This window comes from Burkholderia latens, assembly GCF_902499045.1.
GTDB lineage: Bacteria > Pseudomonadota > Gammaproteobacteria > Burkholderiales > Burkholderiaceae > Burkholderia > Burkholderia latens.
In genome coordinates, this window is record NZ_CABVPL010000036.1 from 1 (window position 1) to 25,484 (window position 25,484).

Below are 25,484 nucleotides of genomic sequence, written 5' to 3' on the forward strand. Positions count from 1 at the left end.
ACGGCGGCGAACGCGTCGGGGCTGAACGACGGCGCGGCGGCGGTGCTGGTGATGTCGGCGCAGAAGGCGGCGGCGCTCGGCCTGACGCCGCTTGCGCGGATCAAGGCGTACGCGAACGCGGGCGTGGATCCGAGCGTGATGGGGATGGGTCCGGTGCCGGCGTCGCGCCGTGCGCTGGAGCGCGCGGGCTGGACGCCGGGCGACCTGGACCTGATGGAAATCAACGAGGCGTTCGCGGCGCAGGCGCTGGCGGTGCACAAGCAGATGGGCTGGGACACGTCGAAGGTGAACGTGAACGGCGGGGCGATCGCGATCGGGCACCCGATCGGCGCGTCGGGCTGCCGGATTCTGGTGACGCTGCTGCACGAGATGGCCAAGCGCGACGCGAAGCGCGGGCTGGCGTCGCTGTGCATCGGCGGCGGGATGGGCGTCGCGCTCGCGGTCGAGCGTCCGTAACCGGACGTTCGTCGCCACAGCAATCCGGGCGCCGGCCGATTGCGGCTTCGGCCGGCGTTACGTGAAGTCAGAGGGGGCCTCCGGCAGCTCTCGAATCTAAAAATGGAGTGAGATTTATGTCTCAGCGAATTGCGTACGTAACGGGCGGGATGGGCGGCATCGGCACCAGCATCTGCCAGCGTCTGTCGAAAGACGGCTTCAAGGTGGTCGCAGGCTGCGGCCCGAACTCGCCGCGCCGCGTGAAGTGGCTCGAGGAACAGAAGGCGCTCGGCTACGATTTCATCGCGTCGGAAGGCAACGTCGGCGACTGGGACTCGACCAAGGCAGCGTTCGACAAGGTCAAGGCCGAAGTGGGCGAGGTCGACGTGCTGGTCAACAACGCGGGCATCACGCGCGACGTCGTGTTCCGCAAGATGACGCACGAAGACTGGACGGCCGTGATCGACACCAACCTGACGAGCCTGTTCAACGTGACGAAGCAGGTGATCGACGGGATGGTCGAACGCGGCTGGGGCCGGATCATCAACATTTCGTCGGTGAACGGCCAGAAAGGGCAATTCGGCCAGACGAACTACTCGACCGCGAAGGCCGGGATCCACGGCTTTACGATGGCGCTGGCGCAGGAAGTCGCAACGAAGGGCGTGACGGTCAATACGGTATCGCCCGGCTACATCGGCACCGACATGGTGAAGGCGATCCGTCCGGACGTGCTCGAGAAGATCGTCGCGACGATTCCGGTGCGGCGTCTCGGCGCGCCGGAGGAAATCGGCTCGATCGTCGCGTGGCTCGCGTCGAACGATTCCGGCTTCGCGACGGGCGCCGACTTCTCGCTGAACGGCGGCCTGCACATGGGCTGAACGTCCGGGCTGCGCAGGCCGGCTCGGCCGTGCAGCCTGGCGTTTCCGAAGGCCCCCGCCTCCCGCTCCGGGAGGCGGGGATTTGTCACTTGCGCTACGCTGCACCGAAAGGCGTTACATGACTACTACAAAGAAAACGGCCGAGCGGCTCATCAAGAAGTATCCGAACCGCCGGCTCTACGATACCGAGACAAGCACGTACATCACGCTGACCGACGTCAAGCAGCTCGTGCTGGAGCAGGAGGACTTCAAGGTCGTCGATGCGAAATCCAACGAAGACCTGACGCGCAGCATCCTGCTGCAGATCATTCTCGAGGAGGAGAGCGGCGGCGTGCCGATGTTCTCGTCGTCGATGCTGTCGCAGATCATCCGTTTCTACGGTCATGCGATGCAGGGGATGATGGGCACGTACCTCGAAAAGAACATCCAGGCATTCATCGACATCCAGAACAAGCTTGCCGATCAGTCGAAGAACCTTTACGAAGGCAACGCGATGAATCCGGAAGTCTGGTCGCAGTTCATGAACATGCAGGCGCCGATGATGCAAGGGATGATGACGAGCTACATCGAGCAGTCGAAGAACATGTTCGTGCAGATGCAGGAGCAGATGCAGAACCAGGCGAAGTCGATGTTCAGCACGTTCCCGTTCAAGCAACCGGGTGCGCCGGAACCCGAAAAGAAGTAACGCTTGCGCGGCACGCCGGCCGCGGCGGCGCGAGCTGGCGGATGGCCGGCGCCGTGACGCGCAGCGGTGCGGTTGCGCCGCGCGCGTGCTTCGGCGCCGCGATGGTCGGCGGCTCGCCGCCGCAAGGGGTCGCCGACGGTCGTTCCTGATCGTCGGCACCTGCTACGCGCGCTGTCGCGCAGCGCAGGCATGACCGTCGTCGGTCGTTCGAATTCCGCATCAGCAGCGAAGCACCACCGGAACATGTCGCGCCGGACGGTGCGCGTTCGTCCCGGTCACGGGCACGATCAGATGTTCGGTGCCGCGTCGCGCCGGCGTGGCACAAGCGCCGCCCGACCGACACAAAGCATGCGACGGATCCGAAGCGCGTCGACACGCACGCTCGCAGCGGTCCGTCGACCCGTTCAGTGGGCCTGGCCGAAATCCTCGTGTTCGTCCGCCGGCGGCAGGTCGAGGACGAGCTTCACCGCACAGTAGTTCGCCTTCAGCGAAAACACGCGGCCGATCACGAGAAACGTCTGGCGCAAATTCTCGAGCTCGACGAAGTCGCCCGGCTGCGGCACATGCGCGCCCTGGTCATACGAAAAGCTGGTGTTGGTCTGCTCGGTGATGGTTTCGGCAGCGTGCTCGGTGAATTCGATCGTGATGTGGGTGGTCATGCGAACCCCGTCTAGTAGGTGAAGAGAGCGGATGTCGGGATTCTCGCATAGCGGCGCGGCCGCGCCGCGGCGATCGTCGAGCGGTGGTGCAGGGCGCTCACCGCCGTCGTGAAAGGGCTGGATTTCCGATGCCTCGCGGCGAGCGGGTTCGCTCGTGCTCGCCGCATATTGGGGCCGCGACCCCGGCGTTTCGTCCGCCGGTTTTGCCTCGCTGACCCATAAATAGCTGTAAACTCACGCTTTTGCCGCCACGCCCCCACATTCCAGATGTCCCAGTCCCCCAAAGTAGGGTTCGTATCGCTCGGGTGCCCGAAGGCCCTCGTCGACTCCGAACAAATCATCACGCAGCTGCGCGCCGAAGGCTATGAAATCTCCGGCACGTACGACGGCGCCGACCTCGTCGTCGTCAACACCTGCGGCTTCATCGACGAAGCCGTGCAGGAAAGCCTCGACGCGATCGGCGAAGCGCTGACCGAGAACGGCAAGGTGATCGTCACCGGCTGCCTCGGTGCGAAGTCCAGCGCCAGCGGCTCGAACCTGATCGAGGAAGTTCACCCGAAGGTGCTCGCCGTCACCGGCCCGCACGCGGTCGGCGAAGTGATGCAGGCCGTGCATTCGCACCTGCCGAAGCCGCACGATCCGTTCGTCGATCTCGTGCCGGCCGCCGGCATCAAGCTCACGCCGCGCCACTACGCGTACCTGAAGATCTCCGAAGGTTGCAACCACCGCTGCACGTTCTGCATCATCCCGTCGATGCGCGGCGATCTGGTGTCGCGTCCGGTCGCCGAAGTGATGCTCGAAGCCGAGAACCTGTTCAAGTCGGGCGTGAAGGAACTGCTCGTGATCTCGCAGGACACGAGCGCATACGGCGTCGACGTGAAGTACCGCACGGGTTTCTGGAACGGCAAGCCGATCAAGACGCGCATGACCGACCTCGTCGCCGCGCTCGGCGAGCTCGCCGCGCAGTACGGCGCGTGGGTGCGCCTGCACTACGTGTATCCGTATCCGAGCGTCGACGAAGTCATTCCGCTGATGGCCGAAGGCCCGTTCAAGGGCCACGTGCTGCCGTATCTCGACGTGCCGTTCCAGCACGCGCATCCGGAAGTGCTGAAGCGCATGAAGCGTCCGGCGAACGCGGAGAAGGTGCTCGAGCGCGTGCAGAAGTGGCGCGAGATCTGCCCGGACCTGACGATCCGCAGCACGTTCATCGCCGGTTTCCCCGGCGAGACGGAAGCGCAGTTCGAAACGCTGCTCGACTTCGTCCGCGACGCGGAACTCGATCGCGTCGGCTGCTTCGCGTATTCGCCGGTCGAAGGCGCGACGGCGAACGAGCTCGACGGCGCATTGCCCGACGAGGTTCGCGAAGAGCGCCGCGCGCGCTTCATGGAAGTCGCGGAGGAAGTGTCGGCGCGGCGCATGCAGCGCAAGGTCGGCAAGACCGTGAAGGTGCTGATCGACGAAGTCAGCGCGGAAGGCGGCATCGGCCGCACGGCCGCGGATGCGCCGGAGATCGACGGCGTCGTCTATGTCGAGCCGGCCGCGAAGGCGTCGAAGCGCTACAAGGTCGGCGATTTCGTGTCGGTGAAGATCACCGGCGCGGACGGCCACGACCTGTGGGGCGAGGTCTAGGCGATGCCCGCAGCGTTCCCGCAGATCCTCGCGCTCGGCGAGGCGATGATCGAATTCAACCAGGCGCAGCCGGGCCGTCCCGAGTTCCTGCAAGGCTTCGGCGGGGACACGTCGAACTTCTGCATCGCCGCGGCGCGCCAAGGCGCGTCGACGGGCTTCGTGTCGGCGATCGGCGACGATCCGTTCGGCCGCTTGCTGACCGACATGTGGGCGGCCGAGCAGGTCGACACGACGTACGTGCGGATTGACCGCACCGCACCGACCGGCGTGTATTTCGTCACGCACGGCGCGGACGGTCATCAGTTCGATTATCTGCGCGCGGGTTCCGCCGCGAGCCGGTATTCGGCGGCCGACCTGCCGTTGGATGCGCTGGCCGCGGCGAAGGCCATGCATCTGTCGGGCATCAGCCTCGCAATCAGCACGGCCGCGTGCGACGCCGCATTCGCGGCGATCGCGCATGCGCGCAGCAACGGTGCGCAGGTGAGCTTCGACACGAACCTGCGCCTGAAGCTGTGGCCGCTGCCGCGCGCGCGGGCGGTAATGCGCGAAGCGCTGCGGCAGACCGACATCTGCCTGCCGAGCTGGGACGACGTCACGGCGCTCACGGGCGCGAACGATCGCGACGCGATCGTCGATGCGATGCTCGAGCACGGGCCGCAGGTCGTCGCGCTGAAGCTCGGCAAGGAAGGCGCGTACGTTGCGACGCCGGCGGAACGGCGCGTGGTGCCGGGTTTCGCGGTCGAGGCCGTCGACGCGACGGGCGCGGGCGACTGCTTCGGCGGCGCGTTCGTCGCGCGGCTCGTCGCGGGCGACGATCCGTTCACGGCCGCGCGTTACGCTAACGCGGCGGCGGCACTGTCGACGACGGGCTACGGCGCGGTCGCGCCGATTCCGCATCGCGCGGCAGTGGAACGCCTGATGCAGGGCGGGCGAATCTGAAGCAAGGGAGCAACACGAAGTGGGTCGATATTCGGAATGGCAACGGGCGCTGGTGATCGCCGGCGCGCTGGCCGCGGCGCTTGCGATGCCGGGGGCGGCCGCGGCGCAGGCCACGGCGCCGGGCGCGCAGCAGGATGAAGCGGCGCCGGCGCGGCCGCTGCGGCCGAGCCCGGAATTCGCGCGCCTGCCGCGCTACGAAGGCACGCTCGGCGACCGTCCGATCGTCGTCCATCTCGGGCCGAAGGCGGATGAAGAGGGCGTGCACGGCGAATACCAGTTCGCCGACACGGGTGAGGTGATCCTGCTCGCCGGCGATCGCGACGGCGACACGCTGGAGATCGAGGAATCGAACGACGGTACGAACATCACGGGCGTGTGGATCGGCCGCTTCGACGCGACGGGCGCGCTGAAGGCCGACCGGATGAATTCGGATGAATCGGACCCGCAACCGGTCGTGCTGCGCCCGGCGCCGGACAAGCGCGCGGCGCTGCAGGTGCGCGACGGCCGCGTGCAGGAGATCGAGACGGTCGCCGGCGTGGTGAACCTGCGAACCGGCGACTGAACGCGTGCTGGCTTGGCGCATGCGGCGCGCATTGTACCGGGCCAACCGTGCCGATTTTGGCTAATCTAGCGGCATCTTCCGCAACCGAACGGCCTTGCTACGGCCTCCTGCCATGACTGCATCCAACCCGAAGCGCGCGCTGCAAACCCGCATCGTTCAACCCGACGACGTCATTCCGGATGGCTTCCGCTCGTTCGTGCCGCCGGTCGCGCGCGCGTCGACGGTCGTGTTCCCCGATCTCGCGACGATGCGCGCGCTCGTGTGGCACAACGACAACCAGTGGCGCTACGGGCTGCATGCGACGCCGACGTCGCTCGCGCTCGCACAGCGGCTCGCCGAGATCGAGGGCGGCACGCACGCGCTGCTGCAGCCGTCGGGCCTCGCCGCGATCACGAACGTCTACTTCGGGATCGTGAAGGCGGGCGACGACGTGCTGATTCCGAACAACGTCTATGGGCCGAACGCCGATTTCGGCAACTGGCTCGCGAAGGATTTCGGCATCACCGCGCGTTTCTACGATCCGCTCGTCGGCGCCGGGATTGCCGAGTTGATTCGGCCGAACACGCGGCTGATCTGGATCGAGGCGCCGGGCTCGGTGACGATGGAAGTGCCCGACGTGCGCGCGATCACGACGGCCGCGCGCGCGCGCGGGATCGTCACCGCGATCGACAACACGTATTCGGCCGGGCTCGCGTTCAAGCCGTTCGAGCACGGCGTCGACATCTCGGTGCAGGCGTTGACCAAATACCAGTCGGGCGGCAGCGACGTGCTGATGGGCGCGACGATCACCGCGAACGCGGAATTGCATGCGCAACTGAAGCTCGCGCGGATGCGCTGCGGGATCGGCGTGTCGGTCGACGATTGCTCGCTGGTGATTCGCAGCCTGCCGAGCATGCAGGTGCGCTTCGACGCGCACAGCAAGAGCGCGCTCGCGCTCGCGCAATGGCTGAAGGGGCGTCCGGAGATCGCGGCGGTGCTGCATCCGCAACTGCCGGACTGCCCGGGCCATGAATCGTTCGTGCGCGACTTCACCGGCGCGGGCGGGCTGTTCTCCGTGGTGTTCGACGAACGCTACAGCAGCGAGCAGATCGATCGATTCGTCGAGGCGCTCGAGCTGTTCGCAATCGGCTGGAGCTGGGGCGGCGCGTGCAGCCTCGCAATGCCGTACGACGTGGCGTCGATGCGCACGGACTGGCCGCATCGCGGCACGCTGGTGCGCTTCTACGTCGGTCTCGAGGATGAAGGCGACCTGCGCGCGGACATCGAACGCGCGATGCAGGCCACGCTCGGCCGATAACCGGATCGAAACGGAAAACGAAACGCCGGCGCGATGTTGAATCGCGCCGGCGTTTTCATTGGCGGTGTGTGGGAATCAGAACAGCCGCAGCAAGCCGTCGAGACCGACGTGGTCGAACGCGACGGTCGCCGCATCGCGCACGACCGGCTTCGCGTGGAACGCGACCGACAATCCGGCTTCGGCCATCATCTTCAGGTCATTCGACCCGTCGCCCATCGCGATCGCGCGGCTCGGCGCGATGCCGAGCGATGCGCACGTGTCGCGCAGCAGGCGCGCCTTCACGTCCGCGTTGACGATCTCGCCGAGCACCTTGCCCGTCAGCTTGCCGTCGACGATTTCCAGCGTGTTCGCATGCGCGTAGTCGAGGCCGACGCGTGCCTTCAGGCGCTCGGTGAAGAACGTGAAACCGCCCGACACGAGCAGCGTCTTCAGGCCCGCGGCCTTGACGCCGGCCAGCATCGTTTCCGCGCCCGGCGACAACTGCAGCCGCTCGTCGTACACGCGCTCGAGCGCTTGCGCATCGAGCCCCGCGAGCAGCGCGACGCGGCGCGTGAGGCTTTCGTTGAAGTCGCGGATCTCGCCGCGCATCGACGCTTCGGTGATCTCGGCAACCTGTGTCTTCAGCCCGCAGAAATCGGCGATCTCGTCGATACATTCGATCGTGATCAGCGTCGAGTCCATGTCCATCACGACGAGGCCGAAATCGGCGAGCGTCCGGCCGGCTTCGACGAAGCCGAAGTCGAGCGCATGCGTGCCGCAGTATGCGTCGATGTCGAGGCGCTGCGCCGGGTTCGCGTTTTCGATGCGCAGCGCATGCTCGTCGGTCTGCACGATGCGGGTGCCGCGCGACAGCGCGAGCAGCGGTTTGTGATGCGCGTCCGACAGCGGCGCGAGACTCTGGATGACGAGGTTGTGGGTCATGACGGAATGATTGGAAGCGAATGAAACGCGTGCGCGGCCGCCAGGCGGCCGCGTGCGAGCGCGGGCCGCACCCGGCGGGGCCGCTGCGTCGCGAACGCGCCATTGTAGCCGGTTGATGTCCGGGCGCGATCGGATCATCCGCGGCGGCGCCGGCGCCGCCTACCGGACGCCACTCAGGCGCGATCCCAGTACGGCGGATCGCCGAAGTGTTCGGCCAGGAATGTGATGAACGCGAGCGTCTTCAGCGGCACGTGCGCGCGGCTCGGGTAGACGGCCCAGATCGCGACGTCGTCCGCGAACGGGTAGTCGTCGAGCACGGTCACGAGCGCGCCGCTCGCGAGCAGCGGGCCGACGTCCCACGTCGACTTGATCGCGATGCCGAAGCCGTCGACGAGCGCCTCGCGAATCGCCTCGCCGTTGCTCGCGACGAGCCGGCCGCCGACACGCACGGTGAGCCGGCCTTGCGGCGTGACGAACGACCAGTCGCGCTGGTCGCCGAGGATCACGCATTCGTGCTGCGCGAGATCGGCCGGGTGGCGCGGCGTGCCGCGCTCCGCCAGATACGCGGGCGAGCAGCACAGCACGCGCCGGTTCGCGGCCAGCTTGCGCGCGACGAGCGTCGAATCCTTCAGCGCGCCGAGGCGGATCGCGACGTCGTAGCCGTCGTCGACGAGATCGACGATCTCGTCGGACAGACGCAGGTCGAGCGATACCGACGGATAGCGGCGCAGGAACGCCGGAATCACGGGCGCGACGTGCTGGCGCCCGAACGACGACGACATCGACACCTTGAGCCGGCCGTACGGCTCGCTGCGGCCGTGGCCGACCGACGCGCGCGCGGCGTCGGCGGCCGACAGCAGCGCCTCGGCGCGGGCCATGAATACTTCGCCGTCCTGCGTGAGGCTGATGCGGCGGGTGGTGCGATGCAGCAATCGCGCGCCGAGCTGGCGCTCGAGCTGCGCGATGCGGGCGCTCGCGACCGCGGCCGACACGCCGAACTCGCGCCCGGCCGCGCTGACGTTCGCGAGCAGCGCGGCGCGCACGAACAGGCCGACGTCGAGCAGATCGAGCGGCTTGTCGGGGGACGGAATCGGATCGGCGGTCATTATTCTGATATTCCTGAAAATGTTTCAGGAAATATAGCGGTTTTCTCGAATGATCGGGCGTCCTACGATGGCATTCATGGGCCGCGCCGCGGCCTGTCCGATTCCCCGAACCTGATAGGAGCCTCCGTGATGAAAGCCGTTGGACTGACCCGTTACCTGCCGATCGACGACCCGCAGGCGCTGCTCGACGTCGAAGTGCCGCAACCCGAGCCGGGCCCGCGCGACCTGCTCGTGAAGGTCGAGGCGATTTCCGTGAACCCGGTCGACACCAAGGTCCGCGCGCCGAAGCCGCAGGTCGAGGACAGCCCGCGCGTGCTCGGCTGGGATGCGGCCGGCACGGTCGTCGCGGTCGGCGCGGAGGTCACGCTGTTCCGGCCCGGCGACGCGGTGTTCTACGCGGGCAGCATCACGCGCCCCGGCGCGAACAGCGAATTCCACGCGGTCGACGAACGCATCGCTGCGCACAAGCCGCGCACGCTCGATTTCGCGGCGTCGGCCGCGTTGCCGCTGACCGCGCTGACCGCGTGGGAGGCGCTGTTCGACCGGTTGCGCGTGTCGCCGCAGGGCGCCGATGCGGGCAAGTCGGTGCTGATCATCGGCGGCGCGGGCGGCGTCGGCTCGATCGCGATCCAGCTCGCGAAGACGCTCGGCAAGCTGCGCGTGATCGCGACCGCGTCGCGGCCCGCATCGGCCGAATGGGTGCGCTCGCTCGGCGCGGACGACGTGGTCGACCATTTCGGCGACCTGCCCGCGCAACTGCGGGACATCGGTTATCCGAACGTCGACTACGTGCTGATCTTCAACGACACGGACCATCATTTCCCCGCCGCGGCGGAGGTCATCCGGCCGCAGGGCGGCATCTGCACGATCGTCGAGAACGCGAAGCCGGTTCCGGTCGAGCTGCTGAAGGCGAAGAGCGCCGCGTTCCACTGGGAATTCATGTTCACGCGTGCGATGTTCGAGACGCCGGACATGATCGAGCAGCACAAGATCCTCACCGAGGTCGCGCGGCTCGTGGACGACGGCACGCTGCGCACGACGCTCGGCGAACAGCTCGGCACGATCAACGCGGCGAACGTGCGGCGCGCGCACCAGTTGCTCGAAGGCGGGCGCGCGATCGGCAAGCTGGTGCTGAGCGGCTTCTGATCCGGCATCGCGCGTACGGGATGCGCGGCCGCGAACGCAAGCGGGGTAACACCCGATGCGTTCGCGGCGCATTGCATGCCGCTTGGCGGTAGACTGGCAACGCATCATGCATCGAAAACCGCGCGGCACGCGCGTGCCGCCGCATTACAAGGAGGTCAGCATGAGCCAACGCAGCTTGTCAGTCGCCGCATCGTGGTCGGCCGTGTTCGCGGCGGCGTGCGTCAGCGCGAGCGTATTCGCGGCGCCGCCGGTCAAGGGCAGCCTGAAGGGCGGCGGGACGGGGCAGCTCGAATACACGGTCAAGGTCGATTCGAAGACCTTCGGCAATACGCAGGAAACCCGCAAGATCCGCTCGGGCGAAACGGACGACTTCAACTGGAAGTCGGTGCCGCCGGGCGGCGCGGTCGCGATGCAGGACGGTTGCCCGAACGCCGACAACCTGCCGCGCGACGCGAACGGCGCGATGGTGCGCCAGACCCAGGTGCGGCTCGCGCCGTCGGTCGATGCGAAGGGGAACGCGAACGTGCAGCTGAGCTTCCAGGCGGCCGCGCCGAAAGGCACGCGCAACGTGAGCGCGGGCGGCAAGTCGCTGCAGTGCCCGGACGTCGTGTCGGTGAGCCAGGTCAAGTGGGTGTCGATTCCGACCAACGGCGGGTCGAAGTCGGTCACGATGAGCGACGGCACGAAAGTGACCGTGTCGATCAAGCACTGAGTGGCGTGCGTGCGCCGGAAATGTGTCCGGTGCGCGCGCAACCAGTCTCCGCCGTGTCCGGGCGATCCGTGGATCGCCGCGCGTGACGATGCCGCGGCGCGCGGCTGCTGTCCGGCCGCGGCGCGCGCCGGTGGCCGCGCGGCGCGTTGCGTGACGCCCCGCCGAGGTCACGCTATCCTCGTCGGCATCCGCCATTTCCTCGAACGACAATCCGATGAAACATTGCATGCGCGTGCTGCTGTCGGCAGCCGCATTCGTTGCCCTTCGTGCGCACGCGGCCGACGAGTGCAGCTTCGTGAAAAAAGTCGATCTGCCGTCGCGGCAGCAGACCGCGGTCGTGTCGAGCGGCGCGCTCGAACCGTGTTCGACCGGCAGCTATGCGGTACGCGTGTATTCGACCGCGCACGGCTTCGATACGGACGACTACGTGACCGGTGTGCTGCATGCGCGCGACGGCACCGTCGTCGACGCTTTCACGGCCGACCTCGGCGCGCGTGCGCGCGAGGCGCTGGTCGTCACGACACGCTCGGCCGGCAGCGGCGGCTATGTCGGCGCGCACGCCTATGTGACGACGCCGCGTGCGGTGCGGCTCGTCGCGTCGGCCGACGGGCTCGCGCCCGATGCCGACGTGAAAGCCGCGTTGCGCGCGGCCCTCGACAAGCGCCGCGCCGCGCGCTGACCGCCTATCGTACGAATGCCGCATGCGTCGCGGCGTCGCGCGTCAACGCGCGCGTTCCTGGAGCCGCGCAGCAAGAAACCGGTGATCGGCCGAGAACAGGCGGCGATACGTCATCAGCACTGCACCGACGGTACCGAGCGCGGACGCCGCGGCGATCAGGAACATGATCACGATCTGATAGCGCACGGCCTGCAGCGGCGACTGGCCGGCCAGCACCTGGCCGGTCATCATCCCCGGCAGGCTTACGACGCCGACGACGGCCATCTGGTTCAGCGTCGGCAGCATGCCCGCGCGCACGGCCTGGCGCGCGGCGTCCTGCGCGGCTTCCCAGCGCGTCGCGCCGAGCGCGAGCGCGGTCTCGACGCGGTCGCGCCGCGCGGTGAGCTCGTCCATCATCCGCTCGACGCCGAGCGCCACGCCGGTGAGCGTATTGCCGAGGATCATGCCGAGGATCGGGATCGCGTATTGCGGCTCGTACCACGGATGGATGCGGATCACGACGAACAGGCCGATCGCCGCGACGAGCCAGCTGCTGAGCCAGATCGACGCGATGCTGTCGATGCGCTGTCCGCGATACGCATGCTTGCCGCGCGCGGCGCCGGCGAAACCCGCGATCAGCGTCATCAGCGCGGTGAGCGGCAGCACGACGGTCCAGTGCGGATGGCCGAACACCCAGCCGAGCACGTAGCCGATCGCGAGCAACTGCACGACGGTGCGCACGGCCGCGAGCGCGAGCTGGCGTCCGAGGCCGAGCGACAGCGCGGCCGAGATCGCGCCGTTCACCGCGACGAGCGCGGCCGCGATGCCGACGTCGACGAGGCTGAGGTCCTGCAGCGCCGGGCTCATTGGGCGGCCTCCGGCGGATTCGCGCCATCCAGCACGCCGGCCTGCATCACGAGCTGCATCGTGGCGATCCGTGCGGCCTGCGCCGGGTCGTGCGAAATCCACACGTATGCACGCGTGTCCGATGCCGCGTCGAACCATGCGCCGACGAGCGCTTCGATCGCACGCGTCGAGTCGGGATCGAGCGCCGACGTCGGCTCGTCGAGCAACAGCACGTCGGGGTCGAGCTGCAGCACGCGCAGCAGCGCGGCGATTTGCGCTTCGCCGCCCGACAGTTCGCTTGCGCGCTTGTCGAGAAAATCGGCGCCGCGGCCAGCGCGTGCCGCGAGCGCTTGCACGCGCGCGCGGTCGAACGTCGCGCCGCGATAGACCGCGAGCGAATACGGATAGCGCAATTGCGCTTCGACGGTGCCGTCCATCTGCGCGGGCCGCTGGCGCACGTATGCGACGCTGCGCCGGTAGCGTGGAATCGCGCCGCGCCGGATGCGCTTGCCGCGCCACAGCACGTGGCCGCCATCGAGCGGATCGAGCAGCGCGAGCGCGCGCAGCAGCACGCTCTTGCCGGAGCCCGACGGTCCCGTGATAGCAATTCGCGATCCCGCGGCGAGGCTGAAGTCGGTCGGCGTCAGCAACGTCTTGCCTGTGGTTGCGTCGCGGCGCGTGATGCGCTGTGCATCGATGAGACCGGTGGGGGTTGTCATGTCACAAATGAAAAAAAGCGTTAATGGCGCCGAGGCGTTGCAGCGCCGTGCGTCATAATACTCATTGAAAAGCCGCCGACGTCGTGTTCCGTTCGCTTTCGCAACGAGCCCGGCATGGCGCGCGAATTCTGCAGAACAACAACGGAACCGCCATGACGCTAACCCGAGCCATCGGCAAAACGGCTGCATGGATCGTCGGTATCGTCGCACTGATCATCGTGGCTGCCGGCGTCTTCATTGTCACGTTCGACTGGAACCGCGCGAAACCGTGGGTCAACGAACATGTGAGTACCGCGCTTGGCCGTTCGTTTGCGATCAACGGCGATCTCAGGGTCGACTGGCGGCGCCCGCAGGGCGAAACCGGCTGGCGCGCATGGGTGCCGTGGCCTCGCATCTCGGCCACGCAACTGGAGATCGGCAACCCCGACTGGGCGAAAGGCCCCAAGTTCGTCACGCTCGACGCCGCGCACTTCGATCTCGCGATTCTTCCGCTTCTCGCTCACCAGATCGTCATTCCGTCGATCGACGTCGTCAATCCCGCGGTCGACCTCGAACGGCTCGCCGACGGCCGCAACACGTGGACGTTCCAGTTCAAGCGATCGGGGCAACCGACGACGTGGAACGTGCGGCTCGACAGCTTCGCGTTCGCGAAGGGAACCGTCGTCTATCGCGACGCGCTTACCAAGGCTGATCTGACGATCGGGATCGATACGCTCGGCCAGCCGATTCCGCTCGGCGACGTGCTGAAGGAGCAGGAACAGAAGTCGCGCGCGGCGTCGGCGCAGCGTGTCGGCAAGCACGGCGCCGCGCAACTGGCGGCGAAGGCGAACGCGGCGCCCGCGTCCGGCGCATCGGCGGCGCAGGGCGCGAGCGGCGCATCGGCCGTTGCGGCGTCGGGGGCGTCCGCCGCGGCGCCCGGTGCCGCGGTCTCTTCCGCATCGGCGAGCGCGCCGGCAGCCGGCGCGAGCGGTGCATCGGGCGCCGCAGCGCCCGCGAAGCCGTCTGGCCCGACCTATGCGTTTGGCCTCAAGTTCGACGGCCGCTACAAGAACGTGCCGATCGCCGGCACCGGCAAGGTGGGCGGCGTGCTGGCGATCGAGAACGCGACGCAGCCGTTCCCGCTGCAGGCCGACGTGAAGGCCGACGACACGCGGCTCGCGATCGTCGGCACGCTGACCGATCCGATGCATCTGGCGGCGCTCGACCTGCGGCTGTGGCTGCAGGGCACGTCGATGTCGCATCTGTACCAGCTCACCGGCATCACGCTGCCCGACACGCCGCCGTACGCGACGGAAGGGCGCCTGATCGGCCAGATCAGGCAGAACGCGAGCGTGTTCCGTTACGAGAACTTCAACGGCCGCGTCGGCGGCAGCGATCTCCACGGCACGCTGACGTGGGCGCAGCGCGAGCCGCGGCCGAAGCTGTCGGGCGAGCTCGTGTCGAACCTGCTGCAGTTCTCCGACCTCGCGCCGGTGATCGGCGCCGATTCGGCCGCGAGCAAGAAGAAGCGCGGCGACACGACGCGCCAGCCGCCGGACCGCGTGCTGCCGGTCGCGGCATTCCGGACCGAGCGCTGGAGCGCGATCGACGCGGACGTGAAGTTCACCGGCCGCAAGCTGATCAAGAGCCCGCAACTGCCGATCACGAACCTGTACACGCACATCCTGCTGCAGGACGGCGTGCTGACGCTCGAACCGCTGCAGTTCGGCGTCGCGGGCGGCACGCTCGCCACGAATGCGCATCTCGACGGCAGCCGCACGCCGCTCAAGGGGCGTTTCACGCTGAGCGCGCGCCACCTGAAGCTCAAGCAGCTGTTCCCGACGCAGAAGGTGATGCAGACCGCGCTCGGCGAGATCAACGGCGACGCGTCGCTGTCGGCGACCGGCAATTCGCCGGCCGCGCTCGCGGCGACGTCGACCGGCGAAGTGAAGGCGCTCGTGACGGACGGCCGCATCAGCCTCCTGCTGATGGAGGCGGCGGGGCTGAACGTCGCGAACGTCGTCTACGAGAAGCTGTTCGGCACCCGCGACGTCAACATCAATTGCGCGGCGATCGATTTCGTCGCGAACGACGGGATGCTCGAGCCGAAGGTTTTCGCACTCGATACGGACGATGCACTGATCAACGTGGACGGGCCGATCAACCTGCGCGACGAATCGCTCGACCTGAAGATCCATCCGCACACGAAGGGCTTCCGGATCTTCTCGCTGCGCTCGCCGCTATACGCGAAGGGCACGTTCAAGAACCCGAAGGTCGGTGTCGAGGCGGGCGCGCTCGCGTTGCGCGCCGGCGCGATGGTCGGGCTCGGGCTGATCAATCCGTTCGCGGCGCTGATCCCGCTGATCGCGCCGAGCAACAACCGCGACGTGCCGTGCGCGCAGTTGTTCGGGCAGATGAATGCGAAGGCCGCGCAGAAGGGGGCGGCGAAGGCGAGCAAGTGACGCGCGGCGGCGCGGCGGGATCCGGCCCGGCACACGCGCCGGCCGCGTTCGTCGCGATGCCGGCGCGGCCGCAGCAAGCGCAGCGGCCGGCCGGCATGCTCCTGCGCCGGGCGTCCGGCCGCCACAGGGGCGGCGGCGTCAGCGGCGGGCGCGCACCCAGACGAGCACCGCGTCGACCTGCCGGCCGTCGATGACCATGGGCTCGGCTGTGCCGAGCTGCAGGCGATCGCCGTCGACGCTGACGACTCGCTGCTGCACGTTGCCGATCCAGTTCGGAAACAGGCTCACGTCCATTTGATGCGTCAGCGTGCCGTTGTCGTCGACGTAAAAAGGGCCCGAGTACGCGACATAGCCGCGCGCGGCGGCGGCGCGTTCCTCGCGGCTGCCGCCGTGCAGGTCGCCGTCCGCATAGGGCGGCCGGCCGGCTGCCATCAACTGCGCGGACATGTAGCCGTCCGGCGTATAGAGAATCCAGCCGCGCGCGTCGCGGCCGAGCGGGTAGGTGACGGTGCTGCCGTCGCGCGGGCGGATTTCGTAGGACTCGAGGCGCCATGCGCCGACGAGTTGGTCGCGAAGCTGGCTGGAAGGCATAGGCATGCGGGTTCCGGTATGACGGCAATGACGCGCGTGCCGTCGTGTCGACGGGGCTGAGCGGCGCCGGGCGGGACGTGCGCGACGCCGCTGCAGCGGTGCGGTCGGCAGTTTCTCCGACACCTGCTAAAATACACGGTTTTCCGTCGATTTCTCTCTTACGGGACCTGCCGTGCTTTCTACTGCCAACATCACGATGCAATTCGGGCCGAAGCCCTTGTTCGAGAATATCTCGGTCAAATTCGGCGAGGGCAACCGCTATGGTCTGATCGGCGCGAACGGCTGTGGCAAGTCGACCTTCATGAAGATCCTCGGCGGCGATCTCGAGCCGAGCGCCGGCAACGTCGCGCTGGAGCCGAACGTGCGCCTGGGCAAGCTGCGCCAGGACCAGTTCGCGTATGAAGACGTGCGCGTGCTCGACGTCGTGATGATGGGCCACACCGAAATGTGGGCCGCGATGACCGAGCGCGACGCGATCTACGCGAATCCGGACGCCACCGACGACGACTACATGCACGCGGCCGAGCTCGAAGGCAAGTTCGCCGAATACGGCGGCTACGACGCCGAGGCGCGCGCGGGCGCGCTGCTGCTCGGCATCGGCATCGAGGAGAAGTTCCACAACGGCACGATGGCCGACGTCGCGCCGGGCTGGAAGCTGCGCGTGCTGCTCGCGCAGGCGCTGTTCTCGAAGCCGGACGTGCTGCTGCTCGACGAGCCGACCAACAACCTGGACATCAACTCGATCCGTTGGCTCGAGCACACGCTCAACGAGTACAACTCGACGATGATCATCATCTCGCACGATCGTCACTTCCTGAACTCGGTGTGCACGCACATGGCCGACATGGACTACGGCACGCTGAAGGTCTGGCCGGGCAACTACGACGACTACATGCTCGCGTCGGCACAGGCGCGCGAGCGCCAGGCCGCGGCGAACGCGCGCGCAAAGGAGCGCGTGGCCGAGTTGCAGGACTTCGTGCGCCGCTTCTCGGCGAACAAGTCGAAGGCGCGTCAGGCAACGAGCCGCGCGAAGCAGATCGACAAGATCAAGATCGAGGAATTCAAGCCGTCGTCGCGCCAGAACCCGTTCATCCGCTTCGAGTTCGACAAGAAGCTGCACAACGTCGCGGTGATCGCCGAAGAGATCACGAAGAAGTACGAGCGCACGATCTTCCAGAACTTCAACCTGTCGGTGCAGCCGGGCGAGCGCATCGCGATCATCGGCGAGAACGGCGCGGGCAAGACGACGCTGCTGCGCGCGCTGCTCGGCAACCTGCCGCTCGATCACGGCACGGTGAAGTGGGCGGAGAACGCGAACGTCGGCTACATGCCGCAGGACACGTACGAGGAATTCCCGGACGACATCACGCTGATGGACTGGATCGACCAGTACCGCAAGGAAGGCGACGACGAAACGATGGTGCGCGGCACGCTGGGCCGTCTGCTGTTCTCGTCGGACGACATCAAGAAGTCGGTGAAGGTGCTGTCGGGCGGCGAGAAGGGCCGCATGATCTGGGGCAAGCTGATGCTCGGCCGCCACAACGTGCTGCTGATGGACGAGCCGACCAACCACATGGACATGGAGTCGATCGAGTCGCTGCAGATCGCGCTCGAGCAGTTCGAAGGCACGCTGATCTTCGTGTCGCACGACCGTGAGTTCGTCAGCGGCCTCGCGAACCGGATCATCGAAGTGCGGACGGATGGGACGTTGTTCGACTTTGGTGGGAATTATGAGGAGTTCCTGACGAGTCAGGGGCAGGAGTAAAAATCTCCCGTTTGTCCCAAGACCACCGTTCATGTGTCCAATTGTCCCGCGGAATTGTCCCGATGGGACAGTCGGGTTTCCGGCGAGCTTGCGTTAGTGAGTGCGCGGCAATGCTTGGAAGGGAAGTCTTGTGGACCCCGAAGCCCATACTGGCGGGCTGCCGGTATGGGCTCTTCTGTTGTGGGGAACGTCACAAGGGCGCTGGATAGGTCGATTCGTGCGCCGCAATGTCACTTTGATCAAGTACGGCGTCGCGCTCCCTTTTTCAAGGCTGCGCGACGCTGCTCCAGTTCCGCGACTTCCTGCTTAGCCCGATCATTCCGGGATCAGCTTTCAAGATCGTCCTTCGGCGAAATCGCCGAACCGATGCGACCGTATTTTGCCTTACGATCCCCGAGCTTCGCTGCGAACTGCGCTACACATGCCTTTCCCTTGCTGCTGTTGTTGTATGCTGCAACGCGCTGTTTTCGCTGCTCTTCGGTTCCTTTTTGACGGAACTCAATTAAGTGACGAGGCCGGAAAGTCTTGTCAAGTTCCTCCGGACTGACAAGGCTCACTGTATCTTCAAGTTGCATTTGCAGTTCTAGCGCAATTTCCTTACCGGTCACTAAGAAAAGGCATGGCCTATCGGAATTGGCATCGCGCGCATTGCATCGAAGCAAGAATTGAATACACTGATCGACAGTCCGATCGACATCTAAGTTGTAGGCCGGTATTATTTCATCGTACGCAGCCGACTGTTGAGGTATCAGTTTCAATGAGGCCAAAAATGCAGCAGCTACATAGTTTTGGTACGAGTTCAGGCCTTGGCACATCGGACTAATGTGCGTTACGCGATCGCCAATCAACTCATCCAAATCATTGGCGTCCCATACACTCCGATACACATCGACCAATCTGACATTCATCGTCATCAACAATGGTTCAACCGAGGGGTTGATTTTCTGTTGATTCCATGGTTTGTACAGCTTTGCGCACCCGAGCGCAAGGTATTGAATCGGATTGTGTTTGGAGTATTTTGTGTGATGTTAAATTATTTCAACAGAGGATGATCGTCGCCAAAATTTCCACTTGTCATTACCTGAAAGGAAGGGCTTTCTTGCGCGAACCGTCTTCTTCGGCATCCTCGAACGCCTGCTGATATTCATTGAACAGAGAATCGTAACCGCCTTTCCCTCTGATCGGTACTACGATGCCATCGCGCGAAAGAAGCGGATGCGGCAAAAGCGGCTGCAAACGATCCCAACCTTACGCCGGAACAACGAGCAGCGGCCCAACAACGTGCCGATCAGTTGACCGCAGAGTGGGGGCCGAGCGGCACGTATCGTCAGGTGTTGACCGCGCTCACGGTTGCGGCCGGTAGCAACGTAACGGGCGGCATGGGGCAACTCGCGCAAAATGCGACGATCGCATACGTGCAACAGCTTGGTGCGAATCAGGTCGAGCAAATCGCCGACAGCGTGGGCAGTGAAGAGGCGCGCGCAGCACTTCATGCGATCGTAGGGTGTTCCGGCGCGGCGGCAGGCGGTCAAGCGTGTGGCGTTGGCGCAATGGGAGCCGCCGCAAGCTCGGTAATCGGAAGCTTGATGGCTCCGACGACCAACATGTCTTCAGAGGAGCGCGAAGCTCGCGACAACCTGGTGTCGAGCTTGGTTGCCGGCGTTGCAGCGATATCGGGTCAGGATATCGCGACGGCAGCAGGTGCAGCTAAGATCGAAGTCGAGAATAATCAGATAGCGCCGCCACAGATGGCGCCGCCGCCTACTTGGCTGTCAGGATTCAAGCTGCCGGGATTCACAGGACAAAGCCGGGACAAGGGTGACAATGCCATTATCGACAATTCGACCGAGCTTGATTCGAGTGCGAAGGCCGGACCGCTGATCAGTCCGCTTGGTGCGCAAAGAGCGGTTGAGGCGATCATCACGGCGCTCACGCCTGGCTGGCTTCAGCAGATGATGAACGACCCGCTCACGATGGCGGGTTACAAGCCGAATCAGGGTGGCGTCGGTAACATGGGCGCGTTTTTTGATATGCCAGGGTTTGGTTCCGATTTGAGCGGCGCTTCACAGAAGACGAATTATCGATATCAAGGGCAGGCAGTTTATAAGGCAACATCCAACACCGGTTCAATTAGTAAGGGCGATCTTTTCTATCTTGATGGATCACATATGAATCACCTTGAAGTCTTCGACGGAAACGGCAACTTCAAGAAAGTTGTCAATCTTGACGGCTCTGAAAATTCGGATAAGACAGATGCGGGGCAGGGGCGTAGGATTAAGGTTAAGTGAAGTCGAAAAGGAGAGTGAAAAAATGGACCCGAAATCTATTTTTAAAAAAAATATCTTCTCATCGCCCGCCTACGACGAGAAATCCTTTGCTGGCGTCTTACATGAGCAAGGAATCTGGCAAGAGGAACAATATTGGCTGCTGGAAGCGGCGTTGTATGCACTTGCCCACGAAAAGACGATCGAAGCCAATCTGTATGCCGAAGTATTTATGATTTTCAATTTCGTGATGAATGCAATTTGCTCCCATCTCGACCAGAGCGATTTGTATGAAATCGAAAATCTTGATCGTGAGAGGGTTTATGATTTGCGTGAGCGAGTCCGCATGGTTTTTGAGGGATTTTTTGTCAGAAAAATGCCAGATCAAGAAGCTTGCTTCGAAGAGAGAAATCCGTTGCTCGGGAGTGGGGCGGGAAATTGATAGCTATGGAACTGAATCGAATCAAAACCTTGTTGCGGGACTTGGCGCTGTCACATGGCTTGACGGATGCTGATCTGCGTGCGTACAACGAAGAAGCGGACGACCTAGAGTGGTATATCAATTGGAAGAGGGATCAAGAGGAATTGTTCGCGAAAGAAATGCGCCGCGTTCGGGATGCCCTCGATCTGTATGAATCGGCCATGAATCAGGGGGACAAGTTGACGGCGAAAGCAGGATTAATCCATGCCGGAATTGCTCTTCAGGGCCTGTCGGGTTTCTTCGACGGCTTAATGCACGACGTAAAAAAGGCTTATGCCGATCCCCGCTTCAGTTGGCCAAAATTCCCAAGTGATGATTGGAAAATTCCGCCTGAATATGGGTTCAAGGAATGACTGATCAAATAAAAGAGGTGAAGTCGATGGTCCGGTCTGTTAATGTCAGGTCATAAAAAATGCGAGAGACAAAAAATTTCCGCTCGTCGTTGATCTGGATGGCACGTTGACGGTTTCGGATACCTTGATGGAATCCGTGATACGTGTCGCCAAGCGACAACCTACGAACCTACTGCGACTGCCTCTCTGGCTCGCTGGTGGTCGCGCCGCGTTTAAAGCCAAGGTCGCAGAGCATGCCGATTTTCGAGCGGAAACGCTTCCGTATCGCGATTCGCTTGTCGACTATCTCACCCGAGAACGTGAGAGCGGGCGAAAAATCGTACTCGCGACTGCAGCACATCGTTCGATCGCTGAGCGTGTGAGCACGCATCTTGGCCTGCTCGATTGTGTCATTGCTACCAGTGACGAAACGAATCTCAAGGGAGAGGCCAAACTGGCCTGCATTCGCCAGCAGATCGGCAACCACTTCGTGTATGCGGGTGATAGCAAGCCGACTTGCCGGTTTGGGCTGGTGCGAGAGGTGCCGTCCTTGCTGGCGTTTCACCTGATGTCGCCGCAGATGTCCGCAGCCACGTTCCCATCGAACACGAGTTCACGAATGTACGTGCAACGTTCTCCACATGGTGCAAGGCCCTGCGTGTTCACCAGTGGCTAAAGAATCTGCTGCTGTTCGTCCCGCTGCTGACAGCCTTTGCATTCCTCGATATCGGTAAGGTCGGTTTGCTTGCGCTCGCGTTCTTGTCAATGTCGCTTGGCGCGTCAGCAACCTACATCGGCAACGATCTTTGGGATTTGGACAACGATCGCCGACATCCAAGAAAGCGAAATCGTCCCTTTGCGAGCAGGGTGTTGTCGATCAATCAAGGTATCGCGTGCGCAGCGCTACTGCTGACATTGGCGTTTGCCTTGGCGTTGGCAGTGTCCGCTGAATTTACGGGCATGTTCGCGCTCTATCTGCTCCTTACGACCGCGTACAGCTAGCGCTTGAATTCGGTGGTGCTACTCGATGTGCTCGTCTTGTCACTGCTATACACGTACCGAATCGTCGCGGGGGCGGTTGCAGCGGAAATCATGGTGAGCCGATGGCTTTGCTGTCGCCCGACGCAGACCCTGTTCCGTCGTGCCCGCGCTGTAAATGAACGGCGATCGACAAAAAGGGATATACGCATCGGTACGCTGGACGGCTGCCAACCTACATTTGCAGAGGCTGCGGCCAGTATTTCAACCGCCTCGGTTTCACGCCGCTTGCACATCGGGCGGTCGAACACATCGATGCGTTCATATCGCTGCTTTTTCAACCGTTGAGCTGGGCGGAAGCGGCTCGGCAGTTGGGAATGGATGCGCCAGCAATTAGCACCGCCGTCAAGGATTTCAAACGATGGTTGTCGATCGACGCGACGGAGGCGCGACACATCGTCCTCGGCGGTCGCTTCGCAACGGTGAGTGCGCTGACAAGCGGTGCAGACGCTGCCGATTCGGTCGAGGAAGATCGGCAACTTAGCAAAATGTTGCTGTCCGATTTTGACAAAATCCATGCGCCGATGCACGTGCCGACCCCATGTCCGGCGTGCGGCAGCATGCAGGTTCGAACCACGGGGATTTGGGGCGATTTCCCTTTTGAGCAGGCGTTGCAAAGTTCGCCGGCCCCATTCGCTCGACCGCTTGTCGGGCATTGGGTGCGCTATGTACTTCCGAAATAGGTCCCCGACAGTTGGACCAGTCTCGACAGGTTTGATCGTATCGCCGTGCTCGTGCTCTTCAGCCCAACGCTCAGCGGCTTCCTCGCTGACGAAGGTTGCGGACAGGCTAGGCTGCCCCTTACGGCGAATTTTGACTTGCCATTTTGTCCCACGCAGGGTGATTGTGGCCATTCATGCTCTCCAAGTGGTTGATTAAGAACATGAAAGGGGTCTCGTGTCGCACGACCGTGAGTTCGTCAGCGGCCTCGCGAACCGGATCATCGAAGTGCGCACCGACGGCACGCTCTTCGACTTCGACGGGAATTACGAGGAGTTCCTCGCGAGCCAGGGGCAGGAATAAGCGCGCGGGCGGTCATGCCCGCGCCGGTGTAACGAAAGCCCGTCAGGTGCAAGTCTGGCGGGCTTTGTCGCATTCGGGCCCAGCGTTCGCCGTCACGCGGCGACAGAATCCGCGCGCGCCGAAAGCGCGAAGCCGACGCGTCGTGCGCCGGGGGCGATTCGGCATGCGGGACCGCGAGCCACGAACACCGGCACCGGCGGCGCGGACGCCGTCACCCCGAGAAATCCGTCACGACCGTCACGCCCGCGCCTTCGAACCGGTTCATGTTCATCAGCGCGTCGATCGACTCGCCGAGGCGGATTTCCTTGCCGATCAACCGGCTCGGCGCGAGCTTGCTGGCGTGCACCATGTCGAGCATCGCGTCGTACCGATGCGCCTGCATCCCGTGGCTGCCGAGAATCTCCAGCTCGTGCGCGATGACCTTGCTCATCGGCACGGCCGGCGTCGCATGCTCGCCGAGCATCAACCCGACCTGCACGTGCTTGCCGCGGCGGCGCAGATTGCTGATCGAGTTGAAGCAGGTGGTCGGATGGCCAAGCGCGTCGAGCGACACGTGCGCGCCGCCGCGTGTGAGCTCCTTCACCGCGTCGACGACGTCGGCGACTTCCGCCGCATTGACGGTCGCCACTGCGCCGACCGACCGCGCAAGCGCGAGCGCGCGCTCGGAGATGTCGATCGCGACGACGTTCGCGCCGATCGCATTCGCGATCATGATCGCCGACAGCCCCACGCCGCCGCAGCCGTGCACGGCGACCCATTGACCGGCCGACGTGCGGCCCTGGTCGACCACCGCGCGAAACGACGTCACGAACCGGCATCCAAGGCTCGCGGCGGTCGGAAAATCGAGCGCGTCGGGCAGCCGCACGAGATTCAGGTCCGCGTGTTGGATGCCGACGTATTCGGCGAACGAGCCCCAGTGCGTGAAGCCGGGCTGAAACTGCTGCTCGCATACCTGCTGATTGCCGGAGTGGCATTCCGGGCAGTGGCCGCACCCCGCGACGAACGGCACGGTGACGCGATCGCCGGCCTTCCAGCGCGTGACCGACGCACCGGCCGCGACGACGATGCCGGCCAGTTCGTGGCCGGGCACATGCGGCAGCACGATGTCCGGGTCGTGCCCCATCCAGCCGTGCCAATCGCTGCGGCACACGCCGGTCGCCTTGACCTCGATCACGACGCCGTCAGGCGCCGGCGCCGGATCGTCGACGTTCATCAGCCGCGGCGCGGCGCCGAAGGCTTCATAGACAACAGCTTTCACTATCTCCTCCTGAGTCGAATGACTGTTTCAATATAGTCCGGAAAGACTGGATTGTTCTTTCGTTATTCGATTGAAAATCGGGTATTTCCGCGATAGCCTTGCGACTATCGCGCGCTTGCCGCAAGGAGCTTTCATGGAACAACTGGACAGGATCGATCGCGGGATGCTGGACATGCTCCAGCAGGACGGGCGCGTATCGAACGCGCGGCTCGCCGAAGCGTTTTCGCTCAGCGAGACCTCCTGCTGGCGCCGACTTCGGCGGCTCGAGGAAGCGGGGTTGATCGCCGGCTATCACGCGCGGCTCGACCGCAGAAAGCTGGGGTTCGGCGTGATGGCGTTCGTGCAGATCGTCTGCACGCAGCACAGTGAGGAAGTGACGGCCGAGTTCGAGCGCCTGATCGACGCGAGCCCGAACGTGCTCGCGTGCGACAACACGACCGGCGAGGCGGATTTTCTGCTGCAGGTGGTGGCCGCCGATCTCGACGATTACAGCCACTTCGTCGAAAGGGTGCTGCGCAAGCTGCCGGGCGTGCTGAGCATCCGTTCGAACCTGTCGCTGCGGCAGCTGAAGTCGACGCAGCGGCTGCCGATCGCGTGACGGCGCGCCGCGGCGCTTGCGGATCCGCTCAGTCGGCCAGCCGTTTGTCGGCGAGCGCCTTGCAGCAGTCTTCGTACACCCATTGCACGAGTTTCGCGCGGTAGTCGAGGTCGTCGGTATCGACGATTTCCTCGACCGCGTCGCGCGCCCACGACGCGTCGACGAAGTCCGCGTGCCGCTTCGCGATGTCCTGCGCGAGCGCGGCCAGCTTCGCGATCGCGAGCCAGTCGGCCTGCCGGTGATGGCGGTCCAGCCAACGGTGCGCGGCCTGCACCTGGAACGCTGCGTCGGGCCAGGATTCGTTCAGGTAAAACGAGCCGAGATTGCCGCAGGTGAGCCAGCACAGCAGTTCCAGCCGATCTTGCGAGCCGAGGTTGTGGGGTGCATCGGTCATGGCAGCGCTTACGAAAGCATCGATTCCGGGTGGCGCGGCGTGCAGCGGCCGGCGCCGATATTAAAAACATAGCACGATGCGCGCCACGTGGCGCGCCGGCGTGGCGC

At 64.6% G+C, this 25,484-nt stretch carries 28 protein-coding genes and 2 pseudogenes; 21 read left to right on the top strand and 9 right to left on the bottom strand.

Annotated elements, in window-relative coordinates; all coding sequences use genetic code 11:
* The 3 genes from BSE24067_RS21870 to phaR form a co-directional block, all read left to right on the top strand.
* Window positions 1–456: acetyl-CoA C-acetyltransferase (locus BSE24067_RS21870; protein WP_477021219.1), on the top strand; the 456-nt coding region annotated here is incomplete at its 5' end.
* Window positions 457–572: 116 nt separating this feature from the next.
* Window positions 573–1,313: a 3-ketoacyl-ACP reductase gene (locus BSE24067_RS21875; protein ID WP_151068700.1), complete on the top strand. Its 741-nt coding sequence runs from the start codon at window positions 573–575 to the stop codon at window positions 1,311–1,313.
* A 118-nt stretch (window positions 1,314–1,431) separates the two neighbouring features.
* Window positions 1,432–1,998: a polyhydroxyalkanoate synthesis repressor PhaR gene (gene phaR / locus BSE24067_RS21880; RefSeq protein WP_011549704.1), complete on the top strand. Its 567-nt coding sequence runs from the start codon at window positions 1,432–1,434 to the stop codon at window positions 1,996–1,998.
* Between the two features lie 404 nt (window positions 1,999–2,402).
* Here phaR and BSE24067_RS21885 read toward each other — a convergent pair whose 3' ends face one another.
* On the bottom strand, window positions 2,403–2,657 hold the full coding sequence (locus tag BSE24067_RS21885; protein WP_151068699.1) for a hypothetical protein: 255 nt from the start codon (window positions 2,655–2,657) through the stop codon (window positions 2,403–2,405).
* A 267-nt stretch (window positions 2,658–2,924) separates the two neighbouring features.
* Between BSE24067_RS21885 and rimO the strand changes: the two genes are divergently transcribed.
* From rimO to BSE24067_RS21905, 4 genes are all read left to right on the top strand, one after another.
* A complete protein-coding gene (gene rimO / locus BSE24067_RS21890) occupies window positions 2,925–4,286 on the top strand; it encodes a 30S ribosomal protein S12 methylthiotransferase RimO (protein WP_151068698.1) in 1,362 nt (453 codons plus the stop codon).
* 3 nt (window positions 4,287–4,289) lie between these two features.
* Window positions 4,290–5,225 (top strand): sugar kinase, encoded by a 936-nt coding sequence (locus BSE24067_RS21895; RefSeq protein ID WP_151068697.1) that lies wholly within the window; start codon window positions 4,290–4,292, stop codon window positions 5,223–5,225.
* Between the two features lie 19 nt (window positions 5,226–5,244).
* Window positions 5,245–5,787: a hypothetical protein gene (locus tag BSE24067_RS21900; protein WP_174904855.1), complete on the top strand. Its 543-nt coding sequence runs from the start codon at window positions 5,245–5,247 to the stop codon at window positions 5,785–5,787.
* Between the two features lie 112 nt (window positions 5,788–5,899).
* Window positions 5,900–7,084, top strand: a complete 1,185-nt coding sequence (locus tag BSE24067_RS21905) for a cystathionine beta-lyase (protein WP_151068549.1) — start codon at window positions 5,900–5,902, stop codon at window positions 7,082–7,084.
* Window positions 7,085–7,159: 75 nt separating this feature from the next.
* Here the strand turns inward: BSE24067_RS21905 and serB are convergent, their stop codons facing one another.
* On the bottom strand, window positions 7,160–8,005 hold the full coding sequence (gene serB, locus BSE24067_RS21910; protein ID WP_151068550.1) for a phosphoserine phosphatase SerB: 846 nt from the start codon (window positions 8,003–8,005) through the stop codon (window positions 7,160–7,162).
* A gap of 173 nt (window positions 8,006–8,178) precedes the next feature.
* Window positions 8,179–9,111 carry a LysR family transcriptional regulator gene (locus BSE24067_RS21915; protein ID WP_151068551.1) on the bottom strand — a complete coding sequence of 311 codons (933 nt, stop codon included), beginning with the start codon at window positions 9,109–9,111 and terminating at the stop codon, window positions 8,179–8,181.
* Window positions 9,112–9,240: 129 nt separating this feature from the next.
* Here BSE24067_RS21915 and BSE24067_RS21920 point away from each other — a divergent pair, with 129 nt between their 5' ends.
* From BSE24067_RS21920 to BSE24067_RS21930, 3 genes are all read left to right on the top strand, one after another.
* Window positions 9,241–10,257 carry a zinc-binding alcohol dehydrogenase family protein gene (locus BSE24067_RS21920; RefSeq protein WP_151068552.1) on the top strand — a complete coding sequence of 339 codons (1,017 nt, stop codon included), beginning with the start codon at window positions 9,241–9,243 and terminating at the stop codon, window positions 10,255–10,257.
* Between the two features lie 160 nt (window positions 10,258–10,417).
* The gene (locus BSE24067_RS21925) at window positions 10,418–10,969 is read left to right on the top strand and encodes a DUF6013 family protein (RefSeq protein ID WP_151068553.1); all 552 of its coding nucleotides are present in this window, start codon (window positions 10,418–10,420) and stop codon (window positions 10,967–10,969) included.
* Window positions 10,970–11,183: 214 nt separating this feature from the next.
* Window positions 11,184–11,648, top strand: a complete 465-nt coding sequence (locus BSE24067_RS21930) for a PliI family lysozyme inhibitor of I-type lysozyme (protein WP_151068554.1) — start codon at window positions 11,184–11,186, stop codon at window positions 11,646–11,648.
* A 42-nt stretch (window positions 11,649–11,690) separates the two neighbouring features.
* Here BSE24067_RS21930 and BSE24067_RS21935 read toward each other — a convergent pair whose 3' ends face one another.
* Entirely contained in the window at window positions 11,691–12,494 is an 804-nt protein-coding gene (locus tag BSE24067_RS21935) for an ABC transporter permease (RefSeq protein ID WP_151068555.1), read from the bottom strand.
* Complete coding sequence (locus tag BSE24067_RS21940; protein ID WP_151068556.1) at window positions 12,491–13,192, bottom strand: ABC transporter ATP-binding protein; 702 nt, start codon at window positions 13,190–13,192, stop codon at window positions 12,491–12,493. Before BSE24067_RS21940 ends, BSE24067_RS21935 begins: the two co-directional genes overlap by 4 nt.
* A gap of 152 nt (window positions 13,193–13,344) precedes the next feature.
* Between BSE24067_RS21940 and BSE24067_RS21945 the strand changes: the two genes are divergently transcribed.
* A complete protein-coding gene (locus tag BSE24067_RS21945) occupies window positions 13,345–15,633 on the top strand; it encodes an AsmA family protein (RefSeq protein ID WP_174904856.1) in 2,289 nt (762 codons plus the stop codon).
* 138 nt (window positions 15,634–15,771) lie between these two features.
* On the opposite strand, the gene BSE24067_RS21950 is transcribed toward BSE24067_RS21945, so the two are convergent.
* Window positions 15,772–16,224 (bottom strand): lipocalin-like domain-containing protein, encoded by a 453-nt coding sequence (locus BSE24067_RS21950; protein ID WP_151064842.1) that lies wholly within the window; start codon window positions 16,222–16,224, stop codon window positions 15,772–15,774.
* A 172-nt stretch (window positions 16,225–16,396) separates the two neighbouring features.
* Between BSE24067_RS21950 and BSE24067_RS21955 the strand changes: the two genes are divergently transcribed.
* Window positions 16,397–17,989, top strand: a complete 1,593-nt coding sequence (locus tag BSE24067_RS21955) for an ABC-F family ATPase (protein WP_151064770.1) — start codon at window positions 16,397–16,399, stop codon at window positions 17,987–17,989.
* 326 nt (window positions 17,990–18,315) lie between these two features.
* Here the strand turns inward: BSE24067_RS21955 and BSE24067_RS21960 are convergent, their stop codons facing one another.
* Window positions 18,316–18,903: a hypothetical protein gene (locus BSE24067_RS21960; protein WP_151064771.1), complete on the bottom strand. Its 588-nt coding sequence runs from the start codon at window positions 18,901–18,903 to the stop codon at window positions 18,316–18,318.
* A gap of 157 nt (window positions 18,904–19,060) precedes the next feature.
* Here BSE24067_RS21960 and BSE24067_RS21965 point away from each other — a divergent pair, with 157 nt between their 5' ends.
* From BSE24067_RS21965 to BSE24067_RS22000, 8 genes and pseudogenes are all read left to right on the top strand, one after another.
* Window positions 19,061–19,285 carry a hypothetical protein gene (locus BSE24067_RS21965; RefSeq protein WP_151064773.1) on the top strand — a complete coding sequence of 75 codons (225 nt, stop codon included), beginning with the start codon at window positions 19,061–19,063 and terminating at the stop codon, window positions 19,283–19,285.
* Between the two features lie 35 nt (window positions 19,286–19,320).
* Window positions 19,321–20,277 (top strand): VENN motif pre-toxin domain-containing protein, encoded by a 957-nt coding sequence (locus BSE24067_RS32620; protein ID WP_244122280.1) that lies wholly within the window; start codon window positions 19,321–19,323, stop codon window positions 20,275–20,277.
* 22 nt (window positions 20,278–20,299) lie between these two features.
* The gene (locus BSE24067_RS21980) at window positions 20,300–20,695 is read left to right on the top strand and encodes an Imm41 family immunity protein (RefSeq protein ID WP_170297470.1); all 396 of its coding nucleotides are present in this window, start codon (window positions 20,300–20,302) and stop codon (window positions 20,693–20,695) included.
* 5 nt (window positions 20,696–20,700) lie between these two features.
* On the top strand, window positions 20,701–21,087 hold the full coding sequence (locus BSE24067_RS21985) for a hypothetical protein (RefSeq protein ID WP_151064775.1): 387 nt from the start codon (window positions 20,701–20,703) through the stop codon (window positions 21,085–21,087).
* Between the two features lie 127 nt (window positions 21,088–21,214).
* Window positions 21,215–21,514: pseudogene (locus tag BSE24067_RS32625) on the top strand (UbiA family prenyltransferase); the annotation flags it as partial.
* A gap of 68 nt (window positions 21,515–21,582) precedes the next feature.
* Window positions 21,583–22,068, top strand: a complete 486-nt coding sequence (locus tag BSE24067_RS32630) for a UbiA family prenyltransferase (protein ID WP_244130479.1) — start codon at window positions 21,583–21,585, stop codon at window positions 22,066–22,068.
* A 347-nt stretch (window positions 22,069–22,415) separates the two neighbouring features.
* Window positions 22,416–22,787: a hypothetical protein gene (locus tag BSE24067_RS32995; protein ID WP_367647163.1), complete on the top strand. Its 372-nt coding sequence runs from the start codon at window positions 22,416–22,418 to the stop codon at window positions 22,785–22,787.
* 214 nt (window positions 22,788–23,001) lie between these two features.
* Window positions 23,002–23,127: pseudogene (locus BSE24067_RS22000) on the top strand (hypothetical protein); the annotation flags it as partial.
* A 211-nt stretch (window positions 23,128–23,338) separates the two neighbouring features.
* Here the strand turns inward: BSE24067_RS22000 and BSE24067_RS22005 are convergent.
* The gene (locus BSE24067_RS22005) at window positions 23,339–24,385 is read right to left on the bottom strand and encodes a zinc-dependent alcohol dehydrogenase family protein (RefSeq protein ID WP_151064778.1); all 1,047 of its coding nucleotides are present in this window, start codon (window positions 24,383–24,385) and stop codon (window positions 23,339–23,341) included.
* 133 nt (window positions 24,386–24,518) lie between these two features.
* Here BSE24067_RS22005 and BSE24067_RS22010 point away from each other — a divergent pair, with 133 nt between their 5' ends.
* Window positions 24,519–24,983 carry an Lrp/AsnC family transcriptional regulator gene (locus BSE24067_RS22010; protein WP_151064780.1) on the top strand — a complete coding sequence of 155 codons (465 nt, stop codon included), beginning with the start codon at window positions 24,519–24,521 and terminating at the stop codon, window positions 24,981–24,983.
* 28 nt (window positions 24,984–25,011) lie between these two features.
* Here BSE24067_RS22010 and BSE24067_RS22015 read toward each other — a convergent pair whose 3' ends face one another.
* Complete coding sequence (locus tag BSE24067_RS22015) at window positions 25,012–25,377, bottom strand: hypothetical protein (protein ID WP_151064781.1); 366 nt, start codon at window positions 25,375–25,377, stop codon at window positions 25,012–25,014.
* Window positions 25,378–25,484: the final 107 nt, after the last annotated feature.

Excerpts from the sequence above, each read along its gene's own strand:
- BSE24067_RS22015 (WP_151064781.1), bottom strand. The coding sequence starts at position 25,377 with ATGACCGATGCACCCCACAACCTCGGCTCGCAAGATCGGCTGGAACTG.
- serB (WP_151068550.1), bottom strand. The coding sequence starts at position 8,005 with ATGACCCACAACCTCGTCATCCAGAGTCTCGCGCCGCTGTCGGACGCG.
- BSE24067_RS21885 (WP_151068699.1), bottom strand. The coding sequence starts at position 2,657 with ATGACCACCCACATCACGATCGAATTCACCGAGCACGCTGCCGAAACC.
- BSE24067_RS21905 (WP_151068549.1), top strand. The coding sequence starts at position 5,900 with ATGACTGCATCCAACCCGAAGCGCGCGCTGCAAACCCGCATCGTTCAA.
- BSE24067_RS21925 (WP_151068553.1), top strand. The coding sequence starts at position 10,418 with ATGAGCCAACGCAGCTTGTCAGTCGCCGCATCGTGGTCGGCCGTGTTC.
- BSE24067_RS21950 (WP_151064842.1), bottom strand. The coding sequence starts at position 16,224 with ATGCCTTCCAGCCAGCTTCGCGACCAACTCGTCGGCGCATGGCGCCTC.
- BSE24067_RS21920 (WP_151068552.1), top strand. The coding sequence starts at position 9,241 with ATGAAAGCCGTTGGACTGACCCGTTACCTGCCGATCGACGACCCGCAG.
- BSE24067_RS21895 (WP_151068697.1), top strand. The coding sequence starts at position 4,290 with ATGCCCGCAGCGTTCCCGCAGATCCTCGCGCTCGGCGAGGCGATGATC.
- BSE24067_RS21875 (WP_151068700.1), top strand. The coding sequence starts at position 573 with ATGTCTCAGCGAATTGCGTACGTAACGGGCGGGATGGGCGGCATCGGC.
- BSE24067_RS21980 (WP_170297470.1), top strand. The coding sequence starts at position 20,300 with ATGGACCCGAAATCTATTTTTAAAAAAAATATCTTCTCATCGCCCGCC.
- BSE24067_RS21915 (WP_151068551.1), bottom strand. The coding sequence starts at position 9,111 with ATGACCGCCGATCCGATTCCGTCCCCCGACAAGCCGCTCGATCTGCTC.
- BSE24067_RS21960 (WP_151064771.1), bottom strand. The coding sequence starts at position 18,903 with ATGACGATGAATGTCAGATTGGTCGATGTGTATCGGAGTGTATGGGAC.
- BSE24067_RS21940 (WP_151068556.1), bottom strand. The coding sequence starts at position 13,192 with ATGACAACCCCCACCGGTCTCATCGATGCACAGCGCATCACGCGCCGC.
- BSE24067_RS21945 (WP_174904856.1), top strand. The coding sequence starts at position 13,345 with ATGACGCTAACCCGAGCCATCGGCAAAACGGCTGCATGGATCGTCGGT.
- phaR (WP_011549704.1), top strand. The coding sequence starts at position 1,432 with ATGACTACTACAAAGAAAACGGCCGAGCGGCTCATCAAGAAGTATCCG.
- BSE24067_RS22010 (WP_151064780.1), top strand. The coding sequence starts at position 24,519 with ATGGAACAACTGGACAGGATCGATCGCGGGATGCTGGACATGCTCCAG.
- BSE24067_RS21985 (WP_151064775.1), top strand. The coding sequence starts at position 20,701 with ATGGAACTGAATCGAATCAAAACCTTGTTGCGGGACTTGGCGCTGTCA.
- BSE24067_RS21935 (WP_151068555.1), bottom strand. The coding sequence starts at position 12,494 with ATGAGCCCGGCGCTGCAGGACCTCAGCCTCGTCGACGTCGGCATCGCG.
- rimO (WP_151068698.1), top strand. The coding sequence starts at position 2,925 with ATGTCCCAGTCCCCCAAAGTAGGGTTCGTATCGCTCGGGTGCCCGAAG.
- BSE24067_RS21930 (WP_151068554.1), top strand. The coding sequence starts at position 11,184 with ATGAAACATTGCATGCGCGTGCTGCTGTCGGCAGCCGCATTCGTTGCC.